Source organism: Nereida sp. MMG025 (assembly GCF_021654165.1).
Classification (GTDB): Bacteria; Pseudomonadota; Alphaproteobacteria; order Rhodobacterales; family Rhodobacteraceae; genus Nereida.
The window spans coordinates 981,382-998,322 of sequence record NZ_JAKFZN010000001.1; the positions used below are offsets into that span (position 1 = coordinate 981,382).

A 16,941-nucleotide genomic window follows, 5' to 3' on the forward strand; every position below is an offset into this window, starting at 1 on the left:
CCCTATAACGCAGGACAATTTGCAAGTCATATCAGGGGGCACTGCCATGCCAAAGCGTACCGACATCCAGTCGATCATGATTATTGGTGCGGGCCCCATTATTATTGGCCAGGCCTGCGAATTTGACTATTCTGGCGCACAAGCCTGCAAGGCCCTGCGCGAAGAAGGCTACCGCGTCATTCTGGTCAACTCCAACCCCGCCACCATCATGACCGACCCGGGGCTGGCAGACGCCACCTATATCGAACCGATCACGCCCGATGTGGTCGAAAAGATCATCGCCAAAGAACGCCCCGACGCGCTGCTGCCCACGATGGGCGGGCAAACAGGGCTGAACACGGCGCTGGCGCTGGATGATCTGGGCGTTCTGGACAAATATGATGTGGAACTGATCGGCGCCAAACGCGACGCGATTGAAATGGCCGAAGACCGCAAACTCTTCCGCGAGGCGATGGACCGTCTGGGCATCGAAAACCCCCGCGCCACCATCGCCAACACCTTTGAAGAATGTATGGATGCGCTGGAAGACATCGGCCTGCCTGCAATCATCCGCCCCGCCTTTACCATGGGCGGCACAGGCGGCGGCGTGGCCTATAACCGCGAAGATTACGAACATTTTTGCAAAACCGGCCTCGATGCCAGCCCCGTCAACCAGATCCTGATCGACGAGTCGCTTCTGGGCTGGAAAGAGTTTGAGATGGAAGTCGTGCGCGACACCGCCGACAACGCCATCATCGTCTGTTCCATCGAAAACGTGGACCCCATGGGTGTGCACACAGGTGACAGCATCACCGTGGCCCCTGCCCTGACGCTGACCGACAAAGAATACCAACTGATGCGCACCCACTCTATCAATGTGCTGCGCGAGATCGGTGTGGAAACAGGCGGCTCCAACGTGCAATGGGCCGTAAATCCCGCCGATGGCCGCATGGTCGTGATCGAGATGAACCCACGTGTGTCGCGCTCCTCTGCGCTGGCGTCCAAAGCCACGGGCTTTCCCATCGCGAAAATCGCGGCAAAACTGGCTGTGGGCTACACGCTGGACGAGCTGGACAACGACATCACCCGCGTCACACCTGCGTCTTTTGAGCCGACGATTGACTACGTCGTCACCAAAATCCCGAAATTCGCCTTTGAGAAATTCCCGGGCTCCGAACCTTACCTCACCACGGCCATGAAATCCGTGGGCGAAGCCATGGCCATCGGCCGCACCATTCACGAGTCGCTCCAAAAGGCGCTCGCCTCCATGGAATCGGGCCTCACGGGCTTTGACGAGATCGAGATCGAAGGCGCGCCCGAAAAATCCGCCATCATCAAAGCGATCAGCAAGCAAACCCCCGACCGCATGCGCACCATCGCCCAAGCCATGCGCCACGGGCTGAGCAACGAAGACATCCACGCGACCACCATGTTCGACCCGTGGTTCCTTGACCGCATCCGCGAGATCATCGACGCAGAAACAGACCTGCGCAAAAACGGCCTGCCCACCGATGAAACGGCCCTGCGCCACATCAAGATGATGGGCTTCACCGATGCGCGATTGGCCAAACTCACAGGCCGCGACGAAGACAACGTGCGCCGCGCGCGCCACAACCTTGGCGTCACCGCTGTGTTCAAACGCATCGACACCTGCGCCGCCGAGTTCGAAGCGCAAACCCCCTACATGTATTCCACCTATGAAGCCCCGATGATGGGCGACGTGGAGTGTGAGGCCCGCCCCTCAGACCGCAAAAAAGTGGTTATTCTGGGCGGTGGCCCCAACCGCATAGGACAGGGGATCGAGTTTGATTACTGCTGCTGCCACGCCTGCTACGCGCTCACGGACGCGGGGTTCGAGACCATCATGGTCAACTGCAACCCCGAGACTGTCTCGACCGACTACGACACCTCGGATCGTCTGTATTTCGAGCCGCTCACCTTTGAGCACGTCATGGAAATCCTGCGCGTTGAGCAGGACAACGGCACGCTGCACGGCGTCATCGTCCAGTTCGGCGGCCAGACCCCGCTGAAACTGGCCAACGCGCTTGAGGCCGCAGGCATCCCCATTCTCGGCACCTCGCCCGACGCGATTGATCTGGCCGAAGATCGCGAGCGTTTTCAAGCCCTTGTCGAACGGCTTGACCTCAAACAACCCAAGAACGGCATCGCCCATTCTGGCGCCGAGGCCATGCAAATCGCCCAAGACGTGGGCTACCCACTGGTCATCCGCCCCTCCTATGTTCTGGGGGGCCGCGCCATGGAAATCGTGCGCGACGACGCCCAACTGACTCGCTACATCAACGAAGCCGTGGTGGTTTCGGGCGACAGCCCCGTGCTGTTGGACAGCTACCTTGCAGGGGCCGTGGAAATCGATGTCGACGCGCTCTCTGACGGCACCGATGTGCATGTCTCTGGCATTATGCAGCACATCGAAGAAGCAGGCGTGCACTCTGGCGACAGCGCCTGTTCGCTGCCGCCCTATTCGTTGTCTGACGCAACCATCGCAGAGCTGCGCCGCCAGACCGAAGCACTGGCCCGCGGGCTGAACGTGGTCGGCCTGATGAACGTGCAATTCGCGGTCAAAGACGGTGACATCTACCTGATCGAAGTGAACCCGCGTGCCTCGCGCACCGTGCCTTTCGTGGCCAAAGCCGTGAACTCGCCCATCGCCTCTATCGCCGCACAGGTCATGGCAGGCGCCAAGCTGGGCGACTTCACGTTGGTCGACCCGATCACCGACACCTTTGCCGTCAAAGAAGCTGTGCTGCCCTTCGCCCGTTTCCCGGGCGTCGACACGATCCTTGGGCCAGAAATGCGCTCGACAGGCGAGGTCATGGGCAGCGACAAAGATTTCCACATGGCCTTCCTCAAGGCGCAAATGGGCGCAGGCACCGACCTGCCCAAGGACGGAACTGGCAAAGTGTTCTTCTCGATCAAGGACGCCGACAAATCCGATGACATCCTTGAGGCCGCAACGGTGCTGGCAGGCTTGGGCCACAAGATCATGGCCACCCGCGGCACCGCCGATTTCCTGAAATCCACGGGGCTGGACATCGAAGTCGTCAACAAAGTCTACGAGGGGCGGCCCAACGTGGTCGATCAACTGAAAGACGGGCAGATCAGCCTTGTGCTGAACACCACCGAAGGCACCCAAGCCATTGAAGACAGCCGCGAAATCCGCTCGGTCGCGCTCTACGACAAAATCCCCTACTTCACCACCGCCGCCGCCTCCCACGCCGCAGCACTGGCGATGAAAGCCCGATCAGAAGGCGAGATCGAAGTGGTGGCGTTGCAGGCGGGCGATAAATAATAACAGAAAATTGACATAATATCTATATTGAAAAATAAAGATATTGGGCCAATTGTTGGATATGGAAATGACTGCTGAATTTGTAGTTCTGCTATGCTGCTTAGTGATTAACATTGCGAACTTACTGATGCTGATGTACGTGAGAGGACGTATAAAAAATCAGCTAATGTAAAACGTAAATGTTATCGTCCCGAGCAGCGGCATATTTTGGATTGATATTCGGCGCGGCTGGGATTACTGGCAGCGTCCTCGATTTAGATGACATTGTAGAAGATCGCGTGCCGTGGGTTTCTCCTTACATGGAGATAGTAGAATGGTCATTCATTGGCATCCTTTTGATTTTTTCACTAAGCGTTTTTTGGCTTCTTTGGTCCACAATTAGTCAGCTTTCAGTAGAATCTAGATTTGCTACTGAGGGCGTGTTGCGACGACGGCTGCAGCACTTCGTATGTGAGGACATGGACGCCGACGATATTCCGGATATTCTTAAGATTTACGGGGCAACAACAGACGGTCGAACATCCGAAAGCGTCACCAGAGCCATCTATGGAAAGTGTAAAAAGGGGTGGAAGAAGGTAATAGATATACGAACTCGGAAGATTGTTGGATACTTTGTACTCTTGCCACTCACAAGATCGGGTGAGCAAGCTATCAAAGAGCGTGAGTTTAGCTTCGGGTCGACTAAAGCCGTATCATGGATACGGACATCCCATTCGAAGAATTGTGCCTTATACATTGGGATGTTAGCTGCCGAACCTAACAACAGGCAAGCGCGAGCATTCGTAATTGATAGGACGGCGCACTTCGTAAATTCGGGTCGTTATTCACGCTTGTTTGCTCGCCCAATTACCAAGGAAGGGCTAAGACTTGTGAAGAGCAAGAAATTCAGCCCCTATAATGAAAAAGATCGCCCTGAGATGGATGTTGTTTTCGTAAAAGAAGCACGCTGAACACCCCTAAGCGCCTCACCCCCCCTCAAACACCTCCTCCACCTCCATCTCGTCGCCCTTCAAAAAGCCCGCCAGTTGCATCTGCGTATAGTACCGCAGCACCAAATTCAGCCGCGTTGAATACCCCGGCCCCATTGCCTTGAAATACTTCAGCGTCACATCATCCACGCGCAGTGTGACCTTTGTTTTGGGCTTCCAATCGGGCTTGTGCCATTCCTCAAAATGCACCCAATCCTGCGGCATGTGCCGCGCCATGCGTTTGGCGTATTGCGCGTCCACCTCCAGCTTGCGTCCTGCCTTCACCGCGTCCAGATAGGCGCGGCGCTGGGCCTTTGTCTTGGGTATTCCATATCCGTAAAACGGTTCACCTTTCATCGCTCGGTCCTTTCCGGGTGCTGTCGAACGGGTCCAAGGATGCCGTTAAATCGTTAACGCTTTCCTACACCACCGAACGTCTGACGCATTGCCATACCGTGAGCAGACGCTAGGCCATACCCCGTCTGCTGGCCCGGGTTGCGGGCCGCGCAACGCCGTAACGTCGCGCTTGACCTCACCGTCCCGATAGCCCCAAATCCCTTTGAAATAAGGGGGACACGCGATGCACACACCAGCAATCACAGGCCACGGGGTCTTTACCCCTGAAAATGTCATCACAAATGATGAACTGGTCGTCGCTTTCAACGCCTACGCCGATCGCTATAACACTGAAAACGCTGATAAAATCGAGACAGGCCAGATCGCAGCGATGGCCCATTCCTCTTCCGATTTCATCCATGCCGCCTCTGGCATCGAAAACCGCTTCGTCATGGACAAAAACGGCGTTCTCGACCCCTCTCGTCTGTTTCCGAAATTGCCCGCGCGCCCCGATGATGCGCCGTCCATCATGGCCGAAATGGGTGTGGATGCCGCGCGCCAAGCCCTTGAAATGGCGGGAAAATCCGCAGCCGACGTTGGCGCCATCCTTTGCGCAGCCTCCAACCACGAACGCGCCTACCCGGCCATCGCCATTGAAATCCAACAGCTTTTGGGCGCAGGTGGATTTGCCTTTGATATGAATGTCGCCTGCTCGTCGGCGACATTCGGGATCCAGGCTGCCGTTGATATGGTGAAATCCGGCAGTATCTCCAGTGCCTTGGTCATCTGCCCCGAGATTTGCAGCGCCCATCTGGAATGGCGCGACCGCGACTGCCATTTCATCTTTGGTGACGTGGCCACAGCCGTCTTTATCGAACGGGCCGAAGCCGCAACGGGTGCGTATTTCGAAGTAAAATCAACCCGTTGCGCGACCCAGTTTTCCAACAACATCCGCAACAACAACGGCTTTCTGCGCCGCACACGCGACCAGATGGAGGACCGCCGCGACATGCAATTCATGCAAAACGGGCGCAAGGTTTTCAAAGAAGTTCTGCCGATGGTCAGCCAACATATCGCCGATCACATGGCTGAAGAAAACGTATCAAAAGACGATCTAAAGCGCCTCTGGCTGCATCAGGCCAACAAAACGATGAATGACTACATCGGCAAAAAAGTCCTCGGCCGTACGCCCGAACCGCATGAGCAACCCAATATTCTGCAAGATTACGCCAACACATCCAGCGCAGGCAGCATTATCGCTTTTTCCAAACATTCCAATGACATGGAGAACGGCGCACATGGGCTGATTTGCAGCTTTGGTGCGGGATATTCGGTTGGAAGTGTGGTTGTTCAGAAAAAATTAGCACATTCGTGATTAAATGGCAGCATCACAAAAAGGAGGACGCCGCTTAATCAGACTTTTGGCTTACACGCGCATGCACAGCTTCGACGCTTTCAACCCGTTCGGAATAGCGATCCGTCAAATAAGCTGACCGCCCGCGTGTCATATAAGTGAACTTCACCAGCTCTTCCATCACATCCACGATCCGATTGTAGAGCGGTGATGGCTTCATGCGATCGTGCTCAAATTCCAACCACGCCTTTGGCACACTGGACTGGTTGGGGATTGTGATCATCCGCATCCAACGCCCCAGTATGCGCATCTGGTTCACGGCATTGAAACTTTGGGAGCCACCGCAGACCTGCATCAACGCCAGTGTCTTTCCCTGGGTTGGACGAATTCCCCCCAAAGGCGCAAGCGGGAGCCAATCAATCTGCGCCTTCATGATCGCTGTCATCGCGCCGTGACGTTCGGGGCTGGACCAGACCATCCCTTCAGACCAAAGCGCCAACTCACGCAACTCGGCCACTTTGGGGTGATCGGGCTCTGCATCATCTGGCAGGGGTAAGCCACTGGGATCAAAGAATTTAACGTCACAGCCAAGGGCCGTCAAAACGCGTGCACCTTCTTGCGCCGCTGCCCTGCTATAGCTGTTTGGCCGCACAGAACCATACAGCATCAAAATACGCGGCGCGTGGCCGTCATCGCCCTCAGCAATCAAACCTTGTGGCGAAATCGGGTGCAGCTGCCCTTCGACCAGGTTGGGAAGATCGCCGAAATCCATCACGTCATCTCGTTTTCCAGATGAAGCTTCATATCCATCAATACCCGTTGGAGCGCCAATGTTTCGCTTAACAATCGCTTGGCCTCGTTCACCGTGATTACACCGTCGGCAATCGATTGATTGTATTCACCCATCAGCATTGCAAATCGTTGTGACAGCGCGATTACATCCGCATTCACGCCACCGCTTTCGCTGTTCTTGGCCGAATTGTCATAGGTCAAAGTGATCCCACGCAGCTCTGCCAAAGCGGCGGTCACATGCGGAAACGAGCTTGCGGCCTCCAAGGCGGCGACAGAATCGATTGGCATGAACCGGCCCGTATGCTCATCGGAATCCGAATAGTATCGTCCAATCGTGGCCTTGGATTTACCAGTCAACTCGCAGGCCGCTTCGACTCCCACATCCTTGACCAAAGCCTCGGTGTGCTTTTTCAGATAGTTGCCATATGAACTCATGATACCCTCAGATTTGACTAGCTACTTCTTACCATCATTGTCCCCCAAGGAAACGAGAAACAACCCGTGCCAATCACAACTTGCAAGCGCATTGTTGCTTGAGTAGCCACAGCATATGGCAAAACTATACTTCAATTTCTCGACGATGAACGCTGGCAAATCGACCGTCTTGCTGCAAGCCTCGCACAACTACATCGAACGTGGGATGCAGACATACCTGTTGACTGCGCGTTTTGACAATCGCGCAGGCGACGGCATGATCGCGTCGCGCATCGGAATTGGTGAAAAGGCCGACACATTCGACGAAACCGATGATCTGTTTGCCAAGTTGGAGGCCCGCAAAGCGGCAGGCCCCTGCGCGTGTGTGTTTATTGACGAGGCCCAGTTTCTGACCGAAGCGCAGGTCTGGCAACTGGCCCGCGCGGTGGATGATTTGGGGTTGCCCGTCATGTGCTACGGGCTGCGCGTTGATTTTCGCGGCAAGCTCTTTCCCGGATCCGCGGCTCTTTTGGCACTGGCCGATGAAATGCGCGAGGTGCGCACCATTTGTCATTGTGGAAAGAAGGCTACAATGGTCGTCAGACAAGACACGGATGGCACAGTGTTGGCCGATGGTGCGCAAGTCCAGATTGGCGGCAACGAAAGCTATGTTTCGCTTTGTCGCAAGCACTGGCGCGCCGCGATGCAGGCGGCTAAGCCGTAACCCCGTTTGGCAAGGGCGCCCCATCCAGAAAGGCTTTGATGTTGTCCACAGCCATCAACCCCATGTCCTCTCGGACATTCAACGCTGCCGTTCCAAGATGGGGCAGCAGGGTCACATTTTCCATCTGCAAAAGCTCTTTGGAAACAATGGGTTCACGCTCATAAACATCCAGACCTGCACCAGCGATCTGGCCTGATTGCAGCGCAGCGACCAAGGCCGCCTCATCGATAATATCGCCGCGTGCGATGTTGATCAGCAGCCCGTGGCGCTGCATCTGTGCAAAGCGGTCTGCATTCATAAGATGGCGTGTCTGGGGCGTTGCGGGCACCGCCAGCACCACAATATCGGCTGCCGCAAGCACCGCTTCGATGCTGCCCAGTTGCGTGGCCGGCACGCCAAAATCCGCAACCTTGGAACGGTTATAGTAAGCAATATCCATGCCAAATCCGAAATGCGCACGTTTTGCAATTGCTTTGCCGATCCGCCCCATCCCGATGATACCAAGGGTGCGCCCGCCCAGATGCATGCCCAACAGCTGAGTGGGGTGCCAGCCATCCCACGTACCCGCGCGGACCATCCGCTCGCCCTCTCCTGCGCGGCGGGCGGTCATTAAGATGAGGGTCAGGGCAATATCGGCTGTCGCATCAGTCACCGCACCGGGCGTATTGCTGACTTGCAAACCAGCGGCCACAGCGGCGCCCACATCAATATGGTTGTATCCAACACCAAAGTTGGCCAGCAACCGACACCGCGACGCGCGGTCAAACACATCGCCGTTAAACTGATCCCCCAAGGTCGGCAAAATCATGTCATAGTCCGACAAAGCCTGCTTGGCCTCGGCCATTTGCATGGGCGATTGATCCGCGCGGATGGTTACCTGCGCGATAGATTTTGCAGCCTCAAGCACTCTTTGGGGCAGCTCGCGGGTGATCAAAAGGGTCTTCAAAACAAGCGCCCCCCTGTCGGAACATCCTTGTCGGGTGTTAGCAAAACAACCTCTCCGGCGTCGTCAGGAACACCGAGAACCAAGACTTCGGACATGAATTTACCAATTTGACGGGGCGGAAAATTCACCACCGCCATGACCGTTTTCCCGACCAAGGCATCGGGGCTGTAGTGCGTGGTGATCTGGGCCGAGGACTTTTTTTCCCCGATCTCCCCGCCGAAATCCACCCAAAGCTTGATGGCCGGTTTTCGCGCTTCGGGATAAGGCTCGGCCCGCGTGATGCGCCCTGCGCGGATATCCACCTTCATAAAATCATCGAATGAGATCTCAGCCATTGGCCAATTCCTTTGACCGTGCAGCAGCCGCGGCAACCGTTTTTTGGATCAGGGGCGGCAGGCCAGTCTCCTGATCCATCAAAACGTCCAACCCTGCCTGCGTGGTTCCATTTGGAGACGTCACATTGACCCGAAGCTGCGACGGGGTCTCATCGGCCTCCATCACCAACTTGCCAGCCCCTGCGACCGTCGCCTTGGCCAGACGCATCGCCATGTCCTGTGGCAATCCCTGCGCCTCGCCCGCCGCCGCCAATGTTTCTACAAGGTGAAACACGTAAGCAGGGCCAGACCCCGAAACGCCTGTGACGGCATCGATCTGGCCTTCGTTTTCAAGTCGGACAACCTGCCCGACCGCCGCAAGCAGACCTTCTGCCATATCAAGCTGCGCATCAGATGTATGGGCGTTACCGATGGTCGCTGTAATGCCCGCCCCAACGGCGGCGGGCGTATTTGGCATCGCGCGAATGATCGGGGTTTGATCACCCAGAACTTCTTCGAAACGGGCGATCGTGATCCCTGCAGCCACGGACACAAACAACGTATCGCCATTTCCAAGGGTTTGCATCGCGGGAAGGGCGTCGCCCATCATCTGAGGTTTTACAGCAATCAAAACAATGGCCGGATTGGGCGGCAAGGTCTGGTTGAGCGCAACACTCTGCCCGCGCAACCATTCAGATGGATGCGGATCGAGCACGTGGACGCACCTGACGCTCAGCCCTTGGGATAGCCAGCCTTCCAGCATAGCTGACCCCATCTTTCCGCAGCCCAAAAGAACCAGACCGCGCCGCTCGATTTCTGTGAAATCCATGTCCCCTCCGCACTCTTACGGAAGAAAGGTTATGCGCGCCCGTAGGCCTCTGCAATGGCTGTTTGCAACGCGCTGTCGACACTTTGATCGCCCCATGTGACCAGCTGGAACGCAGGATAATACCGTTCCGCTGACATGACAGCAGCGGTGATTGCCGTGTCAATCTGATCAGGGCTGGCCACCTGGCCGCCTGCAAGGATCAGCCCATAGCGATACACCATCAGCTTTTGGGCGTTCCAATATGAAAAAGCCCCTGCCCAACAATTATCGTTTACAGCGTTCAAAGCCTCATAAAGATTAGGGAGCTTATCTTCTGGCGGCTCCATCTCGAACGTGCAGATCAAACGCAGCGTTTCATCGTACGCCGACCAGGCAAGGGTAATCGAATAGGTGCGCCATTGGCCCTCGACGGCCATGGCAATTTGATCGTCGTGGATACGGTCAAAATCCCAGGCGTGATGCTCTGCGATATGTTCGACAATATCAATCGGGTGAAGGTCGTCTGTTTCCAGATACCGCTCTGAGACTGCCATGGCTGCGGCCTTTCCAGTTTGGCGCTGACCAGTGGCAGTGGCCTAGCGCTAGGTGCCTGCGCAAGAGGATGTATTTTTATCACCTCTCTCACCTATATGCTGTGCCATGAAGGGGGTTCCTGTAAAGACAATAATTTGTAGGGACCACAATAAGTTGTGGGTAACTTGGAAATCGGACACAAGAAAAAAGGCGCAAACGCAACCTGCATCTGCACCTTTCATTGTTGGCGAAATACCTCGGGGTTCGGGGCAGCGCCCCGATAAAACATCATGTGCGGGCCCTAGCCCGCCCAATCAGATCACTTCTTTTTGGCTTCCAAAGCATCCAGCCGCGCAGAAAGCGCCATGTTTTCTTCGCGGGCCTTTTGCGCCATCGCGCGTACTGCATCAAATTCTTCGCGTGTCACCAGATCGCGGTCCGCAAGCCAGCGGTCCATCAATGATTTCATCGCCGTCTCGGCTTCATCTTTTGCGCCCTGGGCTACGCCCATTGCGTTGGTCATCAGCTGGCTGATGTCATCCATGATCTTATTGCGGGTTTGCATTGCGTATGCCCTTTCGGTCGTATCCCTTTGTCCTCTATATGGGGGCGAAACGGCGCAGTCTCAAGCCACCATGCGTCGCAGGCCAACCAAAGGACCGCGCACATATGATTGCTGCCATCCCGTTTCCCGACATCTCGCCCGAGATATTCTCGATTTCCATTTTCGGATTTGAATTTGCGCTGCGCTGGTATGCGATGGCCTATATCGTAGGGATTATTATCGGCTGGCGCATTGTGGTGGCCGCGCTCAAGCGCCCCGCATTGTGGCCCAATTCCACATCCCCCATGCCAGCCTCACAAGCCGAAGACTTGCTCACTTGGATTGTGATCGGCGTCATCGCGGGGGGCCGCCTTGGGTTTGTGGTGTTCTATCGCCCCCTTCACTACCTTCAAAATCCGCTCGAAATTCCGATGATATGGACGGGCGGCATGTCGTTTCACGGCGGTTTTATCGGGGTTGTTCTGGCCGTCTATATCTACAGCAGGCGGCACAAAATTCCGCTCTGGCACCTGTCCGACGCGCTTGCCATTGCAGTTGCACCGGCAATTCTACTGGGACGTCTATCCAATTTTATCAATGCAGAGCTGTGGGGCCGCGCAACGGATGTGCCGTGGGCCGTGATCTTTCCGGGGGATCTTGCCCAATTTTGCCCAGAGGTCGCAGGGGCGTGTGCGCGTCATCCATCGCAGCTCTATGAGGCGGTCCTGGAAGGCTTGCTTTTGGGGGCGCTCCTTCTTTATCTGGCCTTCCGCCGCGGCCTTTTAAGACGACCCATGGCCGCCACTGGCATCTTCTTTGCGGGCTATGGGGCGGCTCGTTTCTGTGTTGAGTTTTTCCGACAGCCGGATTTTCAATTTCGCACCGATGACAATCCGCTTGGCCTAGCCCTGCACATTGGCGGATACGGATTTACGATGGGCCAGCTTTTGTCACTGCCGATGATCGCGATTGGGCTTTGGCTGTTCCTGCGCAGTCGCAAAACAACATGAGCCTGACCGACCACATCCAAGCGCGGATCGCCCGAAACGGCCCCCTGACCGTGGCGGAGTTTATGGCGGACGCGTTGATGCACCCGACGATGGGTTACTATGCAACGCGTGACCCCTTGGGCGCGCGGGGGGATTTCATTACCGCGCCTGAAATCAGCCAGATGTTTGGCGAAATGCTTGGGTTGTGTTTGGCGCAGGCTTGGCTCGATCAGGGCGCGCCGCCCGATTTTGCGCTGGTTGAGCTTGGGCCCGGGCGCGGAACGCTGATGGCCGATATGTTGCGGGCCGCGTCAAAGGTGCAGGGGTTCGCGCAGGCCGCACAGGTCCATCTGGTTGAGGCAAGTCTGGTTTTGCGGGCGGCCCAATCACAGCTGCTTGGGCGTGTGACCCACCACGATACCGTCGAAAGCTTACCGCAGCTGCCCACCTTTCTGGTCGCAAATGAGTTCTTTGACGCGCTGCCCATCCGACAATTCGAGCGTGACGGGGCTGCATGGCGCGAGCGGCACATCGCTTTGATCGACGGCGCGCTATCTTTCGGGCTCGGGGCGGCCACGCCTTTCGCGCATCTTGCCCATAGGCTGGAAGATACGGCCGACGGGGATGTGATCGAACACTGCCCGATGGCCGCCCCCATTATCGAAAGCATCAGCCAGCGGATCGAAACTCATGGCGGCGCGGCTTTGATCATCGACTACGGCGATTGGCGATCACTTGGTGATACGTTACAGGCCCTCAAAGGGCATAGGGCGGTGGCACCCCTGGATCATATCGGCCATGCGGATCTGACGGCCCATGTGGATTTTGAAACCTTGGCGAGCGCCGCCAAATGTGCGCACACCCGATTGACGCCTCAGGGGGTGTATTTGGAACGCCTCGGCATCACGGCCCGGGCACAGACCTTGGCGCAGTCGCTTGAAGCAGACGCGTTGGACGCGCATATTTCTGCCCATCGCCGCTTGACGCATCCATCAGAAATGGGAACCCTGTTCAAAGTTCTGGGCCTTTTGCCCGCCAACGCCCCGCCGCTCGCTGGCCTGACAACATGATGTTTTTATGACGCTTGAGATTATCACTGCAGACGCCCTTGGCCCCGTTCAACATGGCTTTTTCACGCGAAAAGGCGGCGCATCAAGCGGCGTGTTTCACGGGCTGAACTGCGGCAAAGGCAGCAGCGATCAAAGCCAGATGGTCGATATAAACCGCGCGCGCGTCGCTCAGGCCATGAATGTGGCGACAGAAGCTTTGGCGACGGTTCATCAATATCATTCCGCGGATGTCCATGTGATTGATGCACCGTTGCGCGCGCCGCCAAAGGCGGATGCGATGGTGACGGCAACCAAAGGAATTGCCCTTGGGATCCTGACCGCCGATTGCCAACCTGTCCTTTTGGCCGATCCCCAAGCGGGCGTCATCGGTGCGGCCCATGCTGGTTGGAAAGGTGCGCTTTGCGGCATTCTTGAAAACACCATTGAAGCGATGGAACATCTGGGCGCAAATCGACGTGACATTACCGCGGTGATCGGGCCAAGCATCAGTCAACGCGCTTATGAAGTCGGGCCAGAATTCTTTGAGGATTTTATCGCCGAGGATGACAGCTTTGCCCGTTTCTTTGCCCAAGGCGAAGGCGATCGCATGCAGTTTGATCTTCCCGCTTTTGGATTGCACCGCCTGCGCAGCGCAGGTGTGGCGCATGCAGAATGGACGCGCCATTGCACCTATCATGATGCAGAACGGTTCTTTTCATATCGCCGCAGCGTTCACGCAAAAGAAGCCGATTATGGCCGGTTGATCTCAACCATTCGATTGTAGCGAAGGGCAATTTGGGCGAAACAATGACCCAAATTCAGGCTGGATTGTTTCAAAGCCAGTAAAACAACGCCCATGGGCGACATCCAATCCGTTCAATTTGCCTAAAACATTCCCCAAAGTATAGCAATTCAGCCCAAACGCCGCCCGAATGTTACGCGATACCTGTCTCAACAAAAGACTTGAGGCAGACCAATGACACGCAAATCCATCCGCACCAAAAATATCATCGCTGAAGCAACCAAAGCGCAATCCGTTCCGATGCCGTGGGCGCGTGGGGCACGCCGTGCGGCCATGATTGCGCGTCGGTCTGACACCACCAAGAAAAGCGCCTAACGAATCAAAATATGGCAGGATTTACGGCCGAAACGTCGCAAATCGTTTGTATTTCGGTGGGATTGTTCGCGCATCCGCGTCTAAAACCGCCCGTTTTTTGACAACACACCTTTCCACCTCGCATTGTTTCATCACTTGTTAACGTAACGCGTTCAAGTGTTGTCGGTGGGGGCCGACGCTGAATGCAGGACCAAAAGGTGCTGACATGAAAAACACGGGCTCCCTCCAACCTGCGCAACCAGTGCGGGCTTCTCAGACCCAAGTTGCGGTTGCTACGCCTCGGATCGTCCACTCCAACGATCAACCTGCCCGTCCGAAACCGTTACTGCGCAAGTTTGAGGCGACATATCTTGCCGCCAACGGGGACATTATGGATTTGTCCCGCCTCGCACCTGCCAAAGCTGTGTTCGAAGATGCGTTTTCGGCCTTTGCGCGCGGGTGTTTGATCTCGACACCCAATGGCCAGACCGCGATTGAAGATCTGTGGCCGGGTGATAAGGTAAATACTGTGTCTCATGGGCCGCTTCCTTTGTTGTGGAAGGGCACTATGATGGTCGTGCCCGATGCGCCGGGCCAGGACGAGGACATGGGGCGCCTGACACGCCTTCCGACAGATAGCTTCGGAATGGGACGTCCTGCTCCTGATTTGCTGCTTGGGCCACGTGCACGCATTCTGCACCGCGCCGCTGATCTGACTGCGATGATTGGCACGGATGCTGCCCTGATCCACGCGCGCAGCTTTGTCGACGGCATGAGTGTGATTGAGGTGACGCCCCCTTCGCCCGTTCCAGTGTTTCACCTTGGCTTTTCGCGCCACTGCATGGTGATTGCGAATGGAATGGAGGTCGAAAGCTATCACCCGGGTGGGCAGCTTGGTTCGGTCCTTACGGGGGATATGCTTGGGCTGTATCTATCGCTGTTCCCACACGTTAAACGGCTTGGCGACTTTGGGCCGCTTGCCTATCCACGCCTGACATTTGAAGAATTGAACAGCCTGCGCAGCGCCTAGGCTGATTTACTGAGCCGCGCTTCCAGCACATCGAACGGCACACCCGGTTCGTGCTTGGCACCGCGGATCACAAGCGATGTTTTCACGCTGCCCACGTTATCGGCTGTCAAAAGCTCGGAGGTGAGGAAGGATTGAAAGCTGCTCAGGTCAGGGGCCACGCATTTCAAAATGAAATCCACCTCGCCGTTCAGCATGTGGCACTCGCGCACAAGCGGCCAGTCGTTGCAGCGCGCTTCAAACGCGCTTAGGTCCGCCTCTGCCTGGCTTTGCAGGCCAACCATCGCAAAGACTTGCACTTCGAACCCAAGTTCACGGGCGTCCACTTGGGCATGATACCCTTTGATGTAGCCAGATTCTTCAAGCGTGCGAACACGGCGTAGACAGGGCGGCGCAGAAATCCCGACGCGTTTGGCCAACTCAACGTTGGTCATACGGCCATCCGCCTGCAATTCCGCCAAAATCATCCGATCAATCGGATCAAGTTTCGATCCAGCCATCCCGTGCACTCCCAAATCTCGCTACTAATTCCTTACGTCAAACACGCAGGATGCGCAATAATGTTTCGCAAATGCGCAAGAATAATTCGCGATCTGCAATGAGACCGCTAACATCCTGCCCCCTTTCAACCGTGCCGAACCGTAGGTATATCATGCAAAACACGTATTGAGATTCACCAAGGGGGCTGCCGCCATGGCCGAGACACGTCACACCAAAGTTCTGATCATCGGCTCTGGCCCCGCGGGCTACACGGCGGGCGTCTATGCAAGTCGCGCCATGTTGGAGCCAATCCTTGTGCAGGGCATTGAACCTGGCGGCCAGCTGACCACCACAACAGAGGTTGAAAACTGGCCGGGTGACACAGAAGTCCAAGGCCCCGACCTGATGATCCGCATGCAAGATCATGCCAAAGCGATGGGCTGCGAAATCATCGGCGACATCATCACCAAGCTGGATACCGATGCGCGGCCTTTCGTGGCCCACGGCGATAGCGGCACAACCTACACGGCCGATACTGTGATCCTTGCCACGGGTGCACGGGCCAAATGGTTGGGTCTTGAGACAGAGGAAAAATTCAAAGGCTTTGGCGTCTCAGCTTGCGCAACCTGCGACGGTTTTTTCTATCGCGGACAGGAAATCGTGGTGATTGGTGGCGGCAATACCGCTGTGGAAGAAGCACTGTTCCTGACAAACTTCGCCAGCAAAGTGACGCTTGTGCATCGCCGCGATGAGTTGCGTGCCGAGAAAATCCTGATCGACCGCCTTATGAAGAACCCCAAGATCGAACCGCTGTGGTTTCACGAGATGGTTGAGGTGACGGGCACAGACATGCCGCTTGGCGTAGAGGGCATTAATGTCAAACACACCAAAACGGGCAAGATCACTCATATCCCATGCAAAGGTGTCTTTGTTGCCATTGGTCATGCGCCTTCGAACGAATTGGTGAAAGACGTGCTGGAAACGCATATGGGCGGGTATGTTGTAACCAAGCCCGACAGCACAGCCACGAGCATTCCGGGCATCTTCGCGGCAGGAGACATCACGGATTGGCAATACCGCCAAGCCATCACATCGGCTGGTATGGGATGTCAGGCCGCGCTTGAGGTCGAGCGTTTCCTAGCAGAGAGTGAGGAAACAGACGCCGTGGCAGCGGCGGAATAGCCGCAAAACGGACACAAACCTGTGTTTGAACGGCAACATCCTGTGGCCTCGGGGCGATAAACGCTCGCAAACCAAGTTTGTTCTGGCGTGAACAT

General features: G+C 56.2%; 19 protein-coding genes. 10 read left to right on the plus strand and 9 right to left on the minus strand.

Annotated elements, in window-relative coordinates; genetic code table 11:
• Positions 1–46: 46 nt before the first annotated feature.
• Together carB and L1065_RS04860 are read left to right on the plus strand one after the other, a co-directional pair.
• A complete protein-coding gene (gene carB, locus L1065_RS04855; protein ID WP_237094304.1) occupies positions 47–3,289 on the plus strand; it encodes a carbamoyl-phosphate synthase large subunit in 3,243 nt (1,080 codons plus the stop codon).
• A gap of 179 nt (positions 3,290–3,468) precedes the next feature.
• Positions 3,469–4,239 carry a hypothetical protein gene (locus tag L1065_RS04860; RefSeq protein ID WP_237094305.1) on the plus strand — a complete coding sequence of 257 codons (771 nt, stop codon included), beginning with the start codon at positions 3,469–3,471 and terminating at the stop codon, positions 4,237–4,239.
• 15 nt (positions 4,240–4,254) lie between these two features.
• On the opposite strand, the gene L1065_RS04865 is transcribed toward L1065_RS04860, so the two are convergent.
• Entirely contained in the window at positions 4,255–4,614 is a 360-nt protein-coding gene (locus L1065_RS04865) for a BrnA antitoxin family protein (RefSeq protein WP_237094306.1), read from the minus strand.
• A 223-nt stretch (positions 4,615–4,837) separates the two neighbouring features.
• Here L1065_RS04865 and L1065_RS04870 point away from each other — a divergent pair, with 223 nt between their 5' ends.
• Positions 4,838–5,968 (plus strand): beta-ketoacyl-ACP synthase III, encoded by a 1,131-nt coding sequence (locus L1065_RS04870; RefSeq protein ID WP_237094307.1) that lies wholly within the window; start codon positions 4,838–4,840, stop codon positions 5,966–5,968.
• A gap of 34 nt (positions 5,969–6,002) precedes the next feature.
• On the opposite strand, the gene arsH is transcribed toward L1065_RS04870, so the two are convergent.
• Positions 6,003–6,719 (minus strand): arsenical resistance protein ArsH, encoded by a 717-nt coding sequence (gene arsH / locus L1065_RS04875; protein ID WP_237094308.1) that lies wholly within the window; start codon positions 6,717–6,719, stop codon positions 6,003–6,005.
• Complete coding sequence (locus L1065_RS04880; protein ID WP_237094309.1) at positions 6,719–7,174, minus strand: hypothetical protein; 456 nt, start codon at positions 7,172–7,174, stop codon at positions 6,719–6,721. The genes arsH and L1065_RS04880 overlap by 1 nt, the downstream gene beginning before the upstream one ends.
• A 115-nt stretch (positions 7,175–7,289) precedes the next feature.
• On the opposite strand from L1065_RS04880, the gene L1065_RS04885 reads away from it, so the two are divergent.
• Positions 7,290–7,877, plus strand: a complete 588-nt coding sequence (locus tag L1065_RS04885) for a thymidine kinase (RefSeq protein WP_237094310.1) — start codon at positions 7,290–7,292, stop codon at positions 7,875–7,877.
• Here L1065_RS04885 and L1065_RS04890 read toward each other — a convergent pair.
• From L1065_RS04890 to L1065_RS04910, 5 genes are all read right to left on the minus strand, one after another.
• Positions 7,867–8,823, minus strand: a complete 957-nt coding sequence (locus L1065_RS04890; protein ID WP_237094311.1) for a D-glycerate dehydrogenase — start codon at positions 8,821–8,823, stop codon at positions 7,867–7,869. The two genes, L1065_RS04885 and L1065_RS04890, sit on opposite strands and share 11 nt — an antisense overlap.
• Entirely contained in the window at positions 8,820–9,158 is a 339-nt protein-coding gene (locus L1065_RS04895; RefSeq protein ID WP_237094312.1) for a tRNA-binding protein, read from the minus strand. Before L1065_RS04895 ends, L1065_RS04890 begins: the two co-directional genes overlap by 4 nt.
• Positions 9,151–9,966, minus strand: coding sequence for a pyrroline-5-carboxylate reductase (gene proC, locus L1065_RS04900; protein WP_237094313.1), 816 nt, complete (start codon positions 9,964–9,966; stop codon positions 9,151–9,153). The genes L1065_RS04895 and proC overlap by 8 nt, the downstream gene beginning before the upstream one ends.
• Positions 9,967–9,995: 29 nt before the next feature.
• A complete protein-coding gene (locus tag L1065_RS04905) occupies positions 9,996–10,499 on the minus strand; it encodes a YbjN domain-containing protein (protein ID WP_237094314.1) in 504 nt (167 codons plus the stop codon).
• Between the two features lie 299 nt (positions 10,500–10,798).
• Positions 10,799–11,044 (minus strand): accessory factor UbiK family protein, encoded by a 246-nt coding sequence (locus L1065_RS04910; RefSeq protein ID WP_237094315.1) that lies wholly within the window; start codon positions 11,042–11,044, stop codon positions 10,799–10,801.
• A 104-nt stretch (positions 11,045–11,148) separates the two neighbouring features.
• Here L1065_RS04910 and lgt point away from each other — a divergent pair, with 104 nt between their 5' ends.
• From lgt to L1065_RS04935, 5 genes are all read left to right on the plus strand, one after another.
• Positions 11,149–12,033, plus strand: a complete 885-nt coding sequence (gene lgt, locus L1065_RS04915; protein WP_237094316.1) for a prolipoprotein diacylglyceryl transferase — start codon at positions 11,149–11,151, stop codon at positions 12,031–12,033.
• Complete coding sequence (locus L1065_RS04920; protein ID WP_237094317.1) at positions 12,030–13,082, plus strand: class I SAM-dependent methyltransferase; 1,053 nt, start codon at positions 12,030–12,032, stop codon at positions 13,080–13,082. Before lgt ends, L1065_RS04920 begins: the two co-directional genes overlap by 4 nt.
• Before the next feature lie 7 nt (positions 13,083–13,089).
• On the plus strand, positions 13,090–13,845 hold the full coding sequence (pgeF, locus tag L1065_RS04925; protein WP_237094318.1) for a peptidoglycan editing factor PgeF: 756 nt from the start codon (positions 13,090–13,092) through the stop codon (positions 13,843–13,845).
• A gap of 192 nt (positions 13,846–14,037) precedes the next feature.
• Positions 14,038–14,178: a hypothetical protein gene (locus tag L1065_RS04930; protein ID WP_237094319.1), complete on the plus strand. Its 141-nt coding sequence runs from the start codon at positions 14,038–14,040 to the stop codon at positions 14,176–14,178.
• 205 nt (positions 14,179–14,383) lie between these two features.
• Complete coding sequence (locus L1065_RS04935; protein WP_237094320.1) at positions 14,384–15,187, plus strand: Hint domain-containing protein; 804 nt, start codon at positions 14,384–14,386, stop codon at positions 15,185–15,187.
• Here the strand turns inward: L1065_RS04935 and L1065_RS04940 are convergent.
• Complete coding sequence (locus L1065_RS04940) at positions 15,184–15,684, minus strand: Lrp/AsnC family transcriptional regulator (RefSeq protein ID WP_237094321.1); 501 nt, start codon at positions 15,682–15,684, stop codon at positions 15,184–15,186. The genes L1065_RS04935 and L1065_RS04940 overlap by 4 nt on opposite strands.
• Positions 15,685–15,877: 193 nt before the next feature.
• Between L1065_RS04940 and trxB the strand changes: the two genes are divergently transcribed.
• The gene (trxB, locus tag L1065_RS04945) at positions 15,878–16,846 is read left to right on the plus strand and encodes a thioredoxin-disulfide reductase (RefSeq protein WP_237094322.1); all 969 of its coding nucleotides are present in this window, start codon (positions 15,878–15,880) and stop codon (positions 16,844–16,846) included.
• Positions 16,847–16,941 lie beyond the last annotated feature (95 nt).

Excerpts from the sequence above, each read along its gene's own strand:
- L1065_RS04920 (WP_237094317.1), top strand. The coding sequence starts at position 12,030 with ATGAGCCTGACCGACCACATCCAAGCGCGGATCGCCCGAAACGGCCCC.
- L1065_RS04895 (WP_237094312.1), bottom strand. The coding sequence starts at position 9,158 with ATGGCTGAGATCTCATTCGATGATTTTATGAAGGTGGATATCCGCGCA.
- L1065_RS04910 (WP_237094315.1), bottom strand. The coding sequence starts at position 11,044 with ATGCAAACCCGCAATAAGATCATGGATGACATCAGCCAGCTGATGACC.
- L1065_RS04885 (WP_237094310.1), top strand. The coding sequence starts at position 7,290 with ATGGCAAAACTATACTTCAATTTCTCGACGATGAACGCTGGCAAATCG.
- lgt (WP_237094316.1), top strand. The coding sequence starts at position 11,149 with ATGATTGCTGCCATCCCGTTTCCCGACATCTCGCCCGAGATATTCTCG.
- L1065_RS04870 (WP_237094307.1), top strand. The coding sequence starts at position 4,838 with ATGCACACACCAGCAATCACAGGCCACGGGGTCTTTACCCCTGAAAAT.
- trxB (WP_237094322.1), top strand. The coding sequence starts at position 15,878 with ATGGCCGAGACACGTCACACCAAAGTTCTGATCATCGGCTCTGGCCCC.
- L1065_RS04930 (WP_237094319.1), top strand. The coding sequence starts at position 14,038 with ATGACACGCAAATCCATCCGCACCAAAAATATCATCGCTGAAGCAACC.
- carB (WP_237094304.1), top strand. The coding sequence starts at position 47 with ATGCCAAAGCGTACCGACATCCAGTCGATCATGATTATTGGTGCGGGC.
- L1065_RS04860 (WP_237094305.1), top strand. The coding sequence starts at position 3,469 with ATGTTATCGTCCCGAGCAGCGGCATATTTTGGATTGATATTCGGCGCG.
- L1065_RS04880 (WP_237094309.1), bottom strand. The coding sequence starts at position 7,174 with ATGAGTTCATATGGCAACTATCTGAAAAAGCACACCGAGGCTTTGGTC.
- arsH (WP_237094308.1), bottom strand. The coding sequence starts at position 6,719 with ATGGATTTCGGCGATCTTCCCAACCTGGTCGAAGGGCAGCTGCACCCG.
- L1065_RS04865 (WP_237094306.1), bottom strand. The coding sequence starts at position 4,614 with ATGAAAGGTGAACCGTTTTACGGATATGGAATACCCAAGACAAAGGCC.
- pgeF (WP_237094318.1), top strand. The coding sequence starts at position 13,090 with ATGACGCTTGAGATTATCACTGCAGACGCCCTTGGCCCCGTTCAACAT.
- L1065_RS04940 (WP_237094321.1), bottom strand. The coding sequence starts at position 15,684 with ATGGCTGGATCGAAACTTGATCCGATTGATCGGATGATTTTGGCGGAA.
- L1065_RS04905 (WP_237094314.1), bottom strand. The coding sequence starts at position 10,499 with ATGGCAGTCTCAGAGCGGTATCTGGAAACAGACGACCTTCACCCGATT.
- L1065_RS04935 (WP_237094320.1), top strand. The coding sequence starts at position 14,384 with ATGAAAAACACGGGCTCCCTCCAACCTGCGCAACCAGTGCGGGCTTCT.
- proC (WP_237094313.1), bottom strand. The coding sequence starts at position 9,966 with ATGGATTTCACAGAAATCGAGCGGCGCGGTCTGGTTCTTTTGGGCTGC.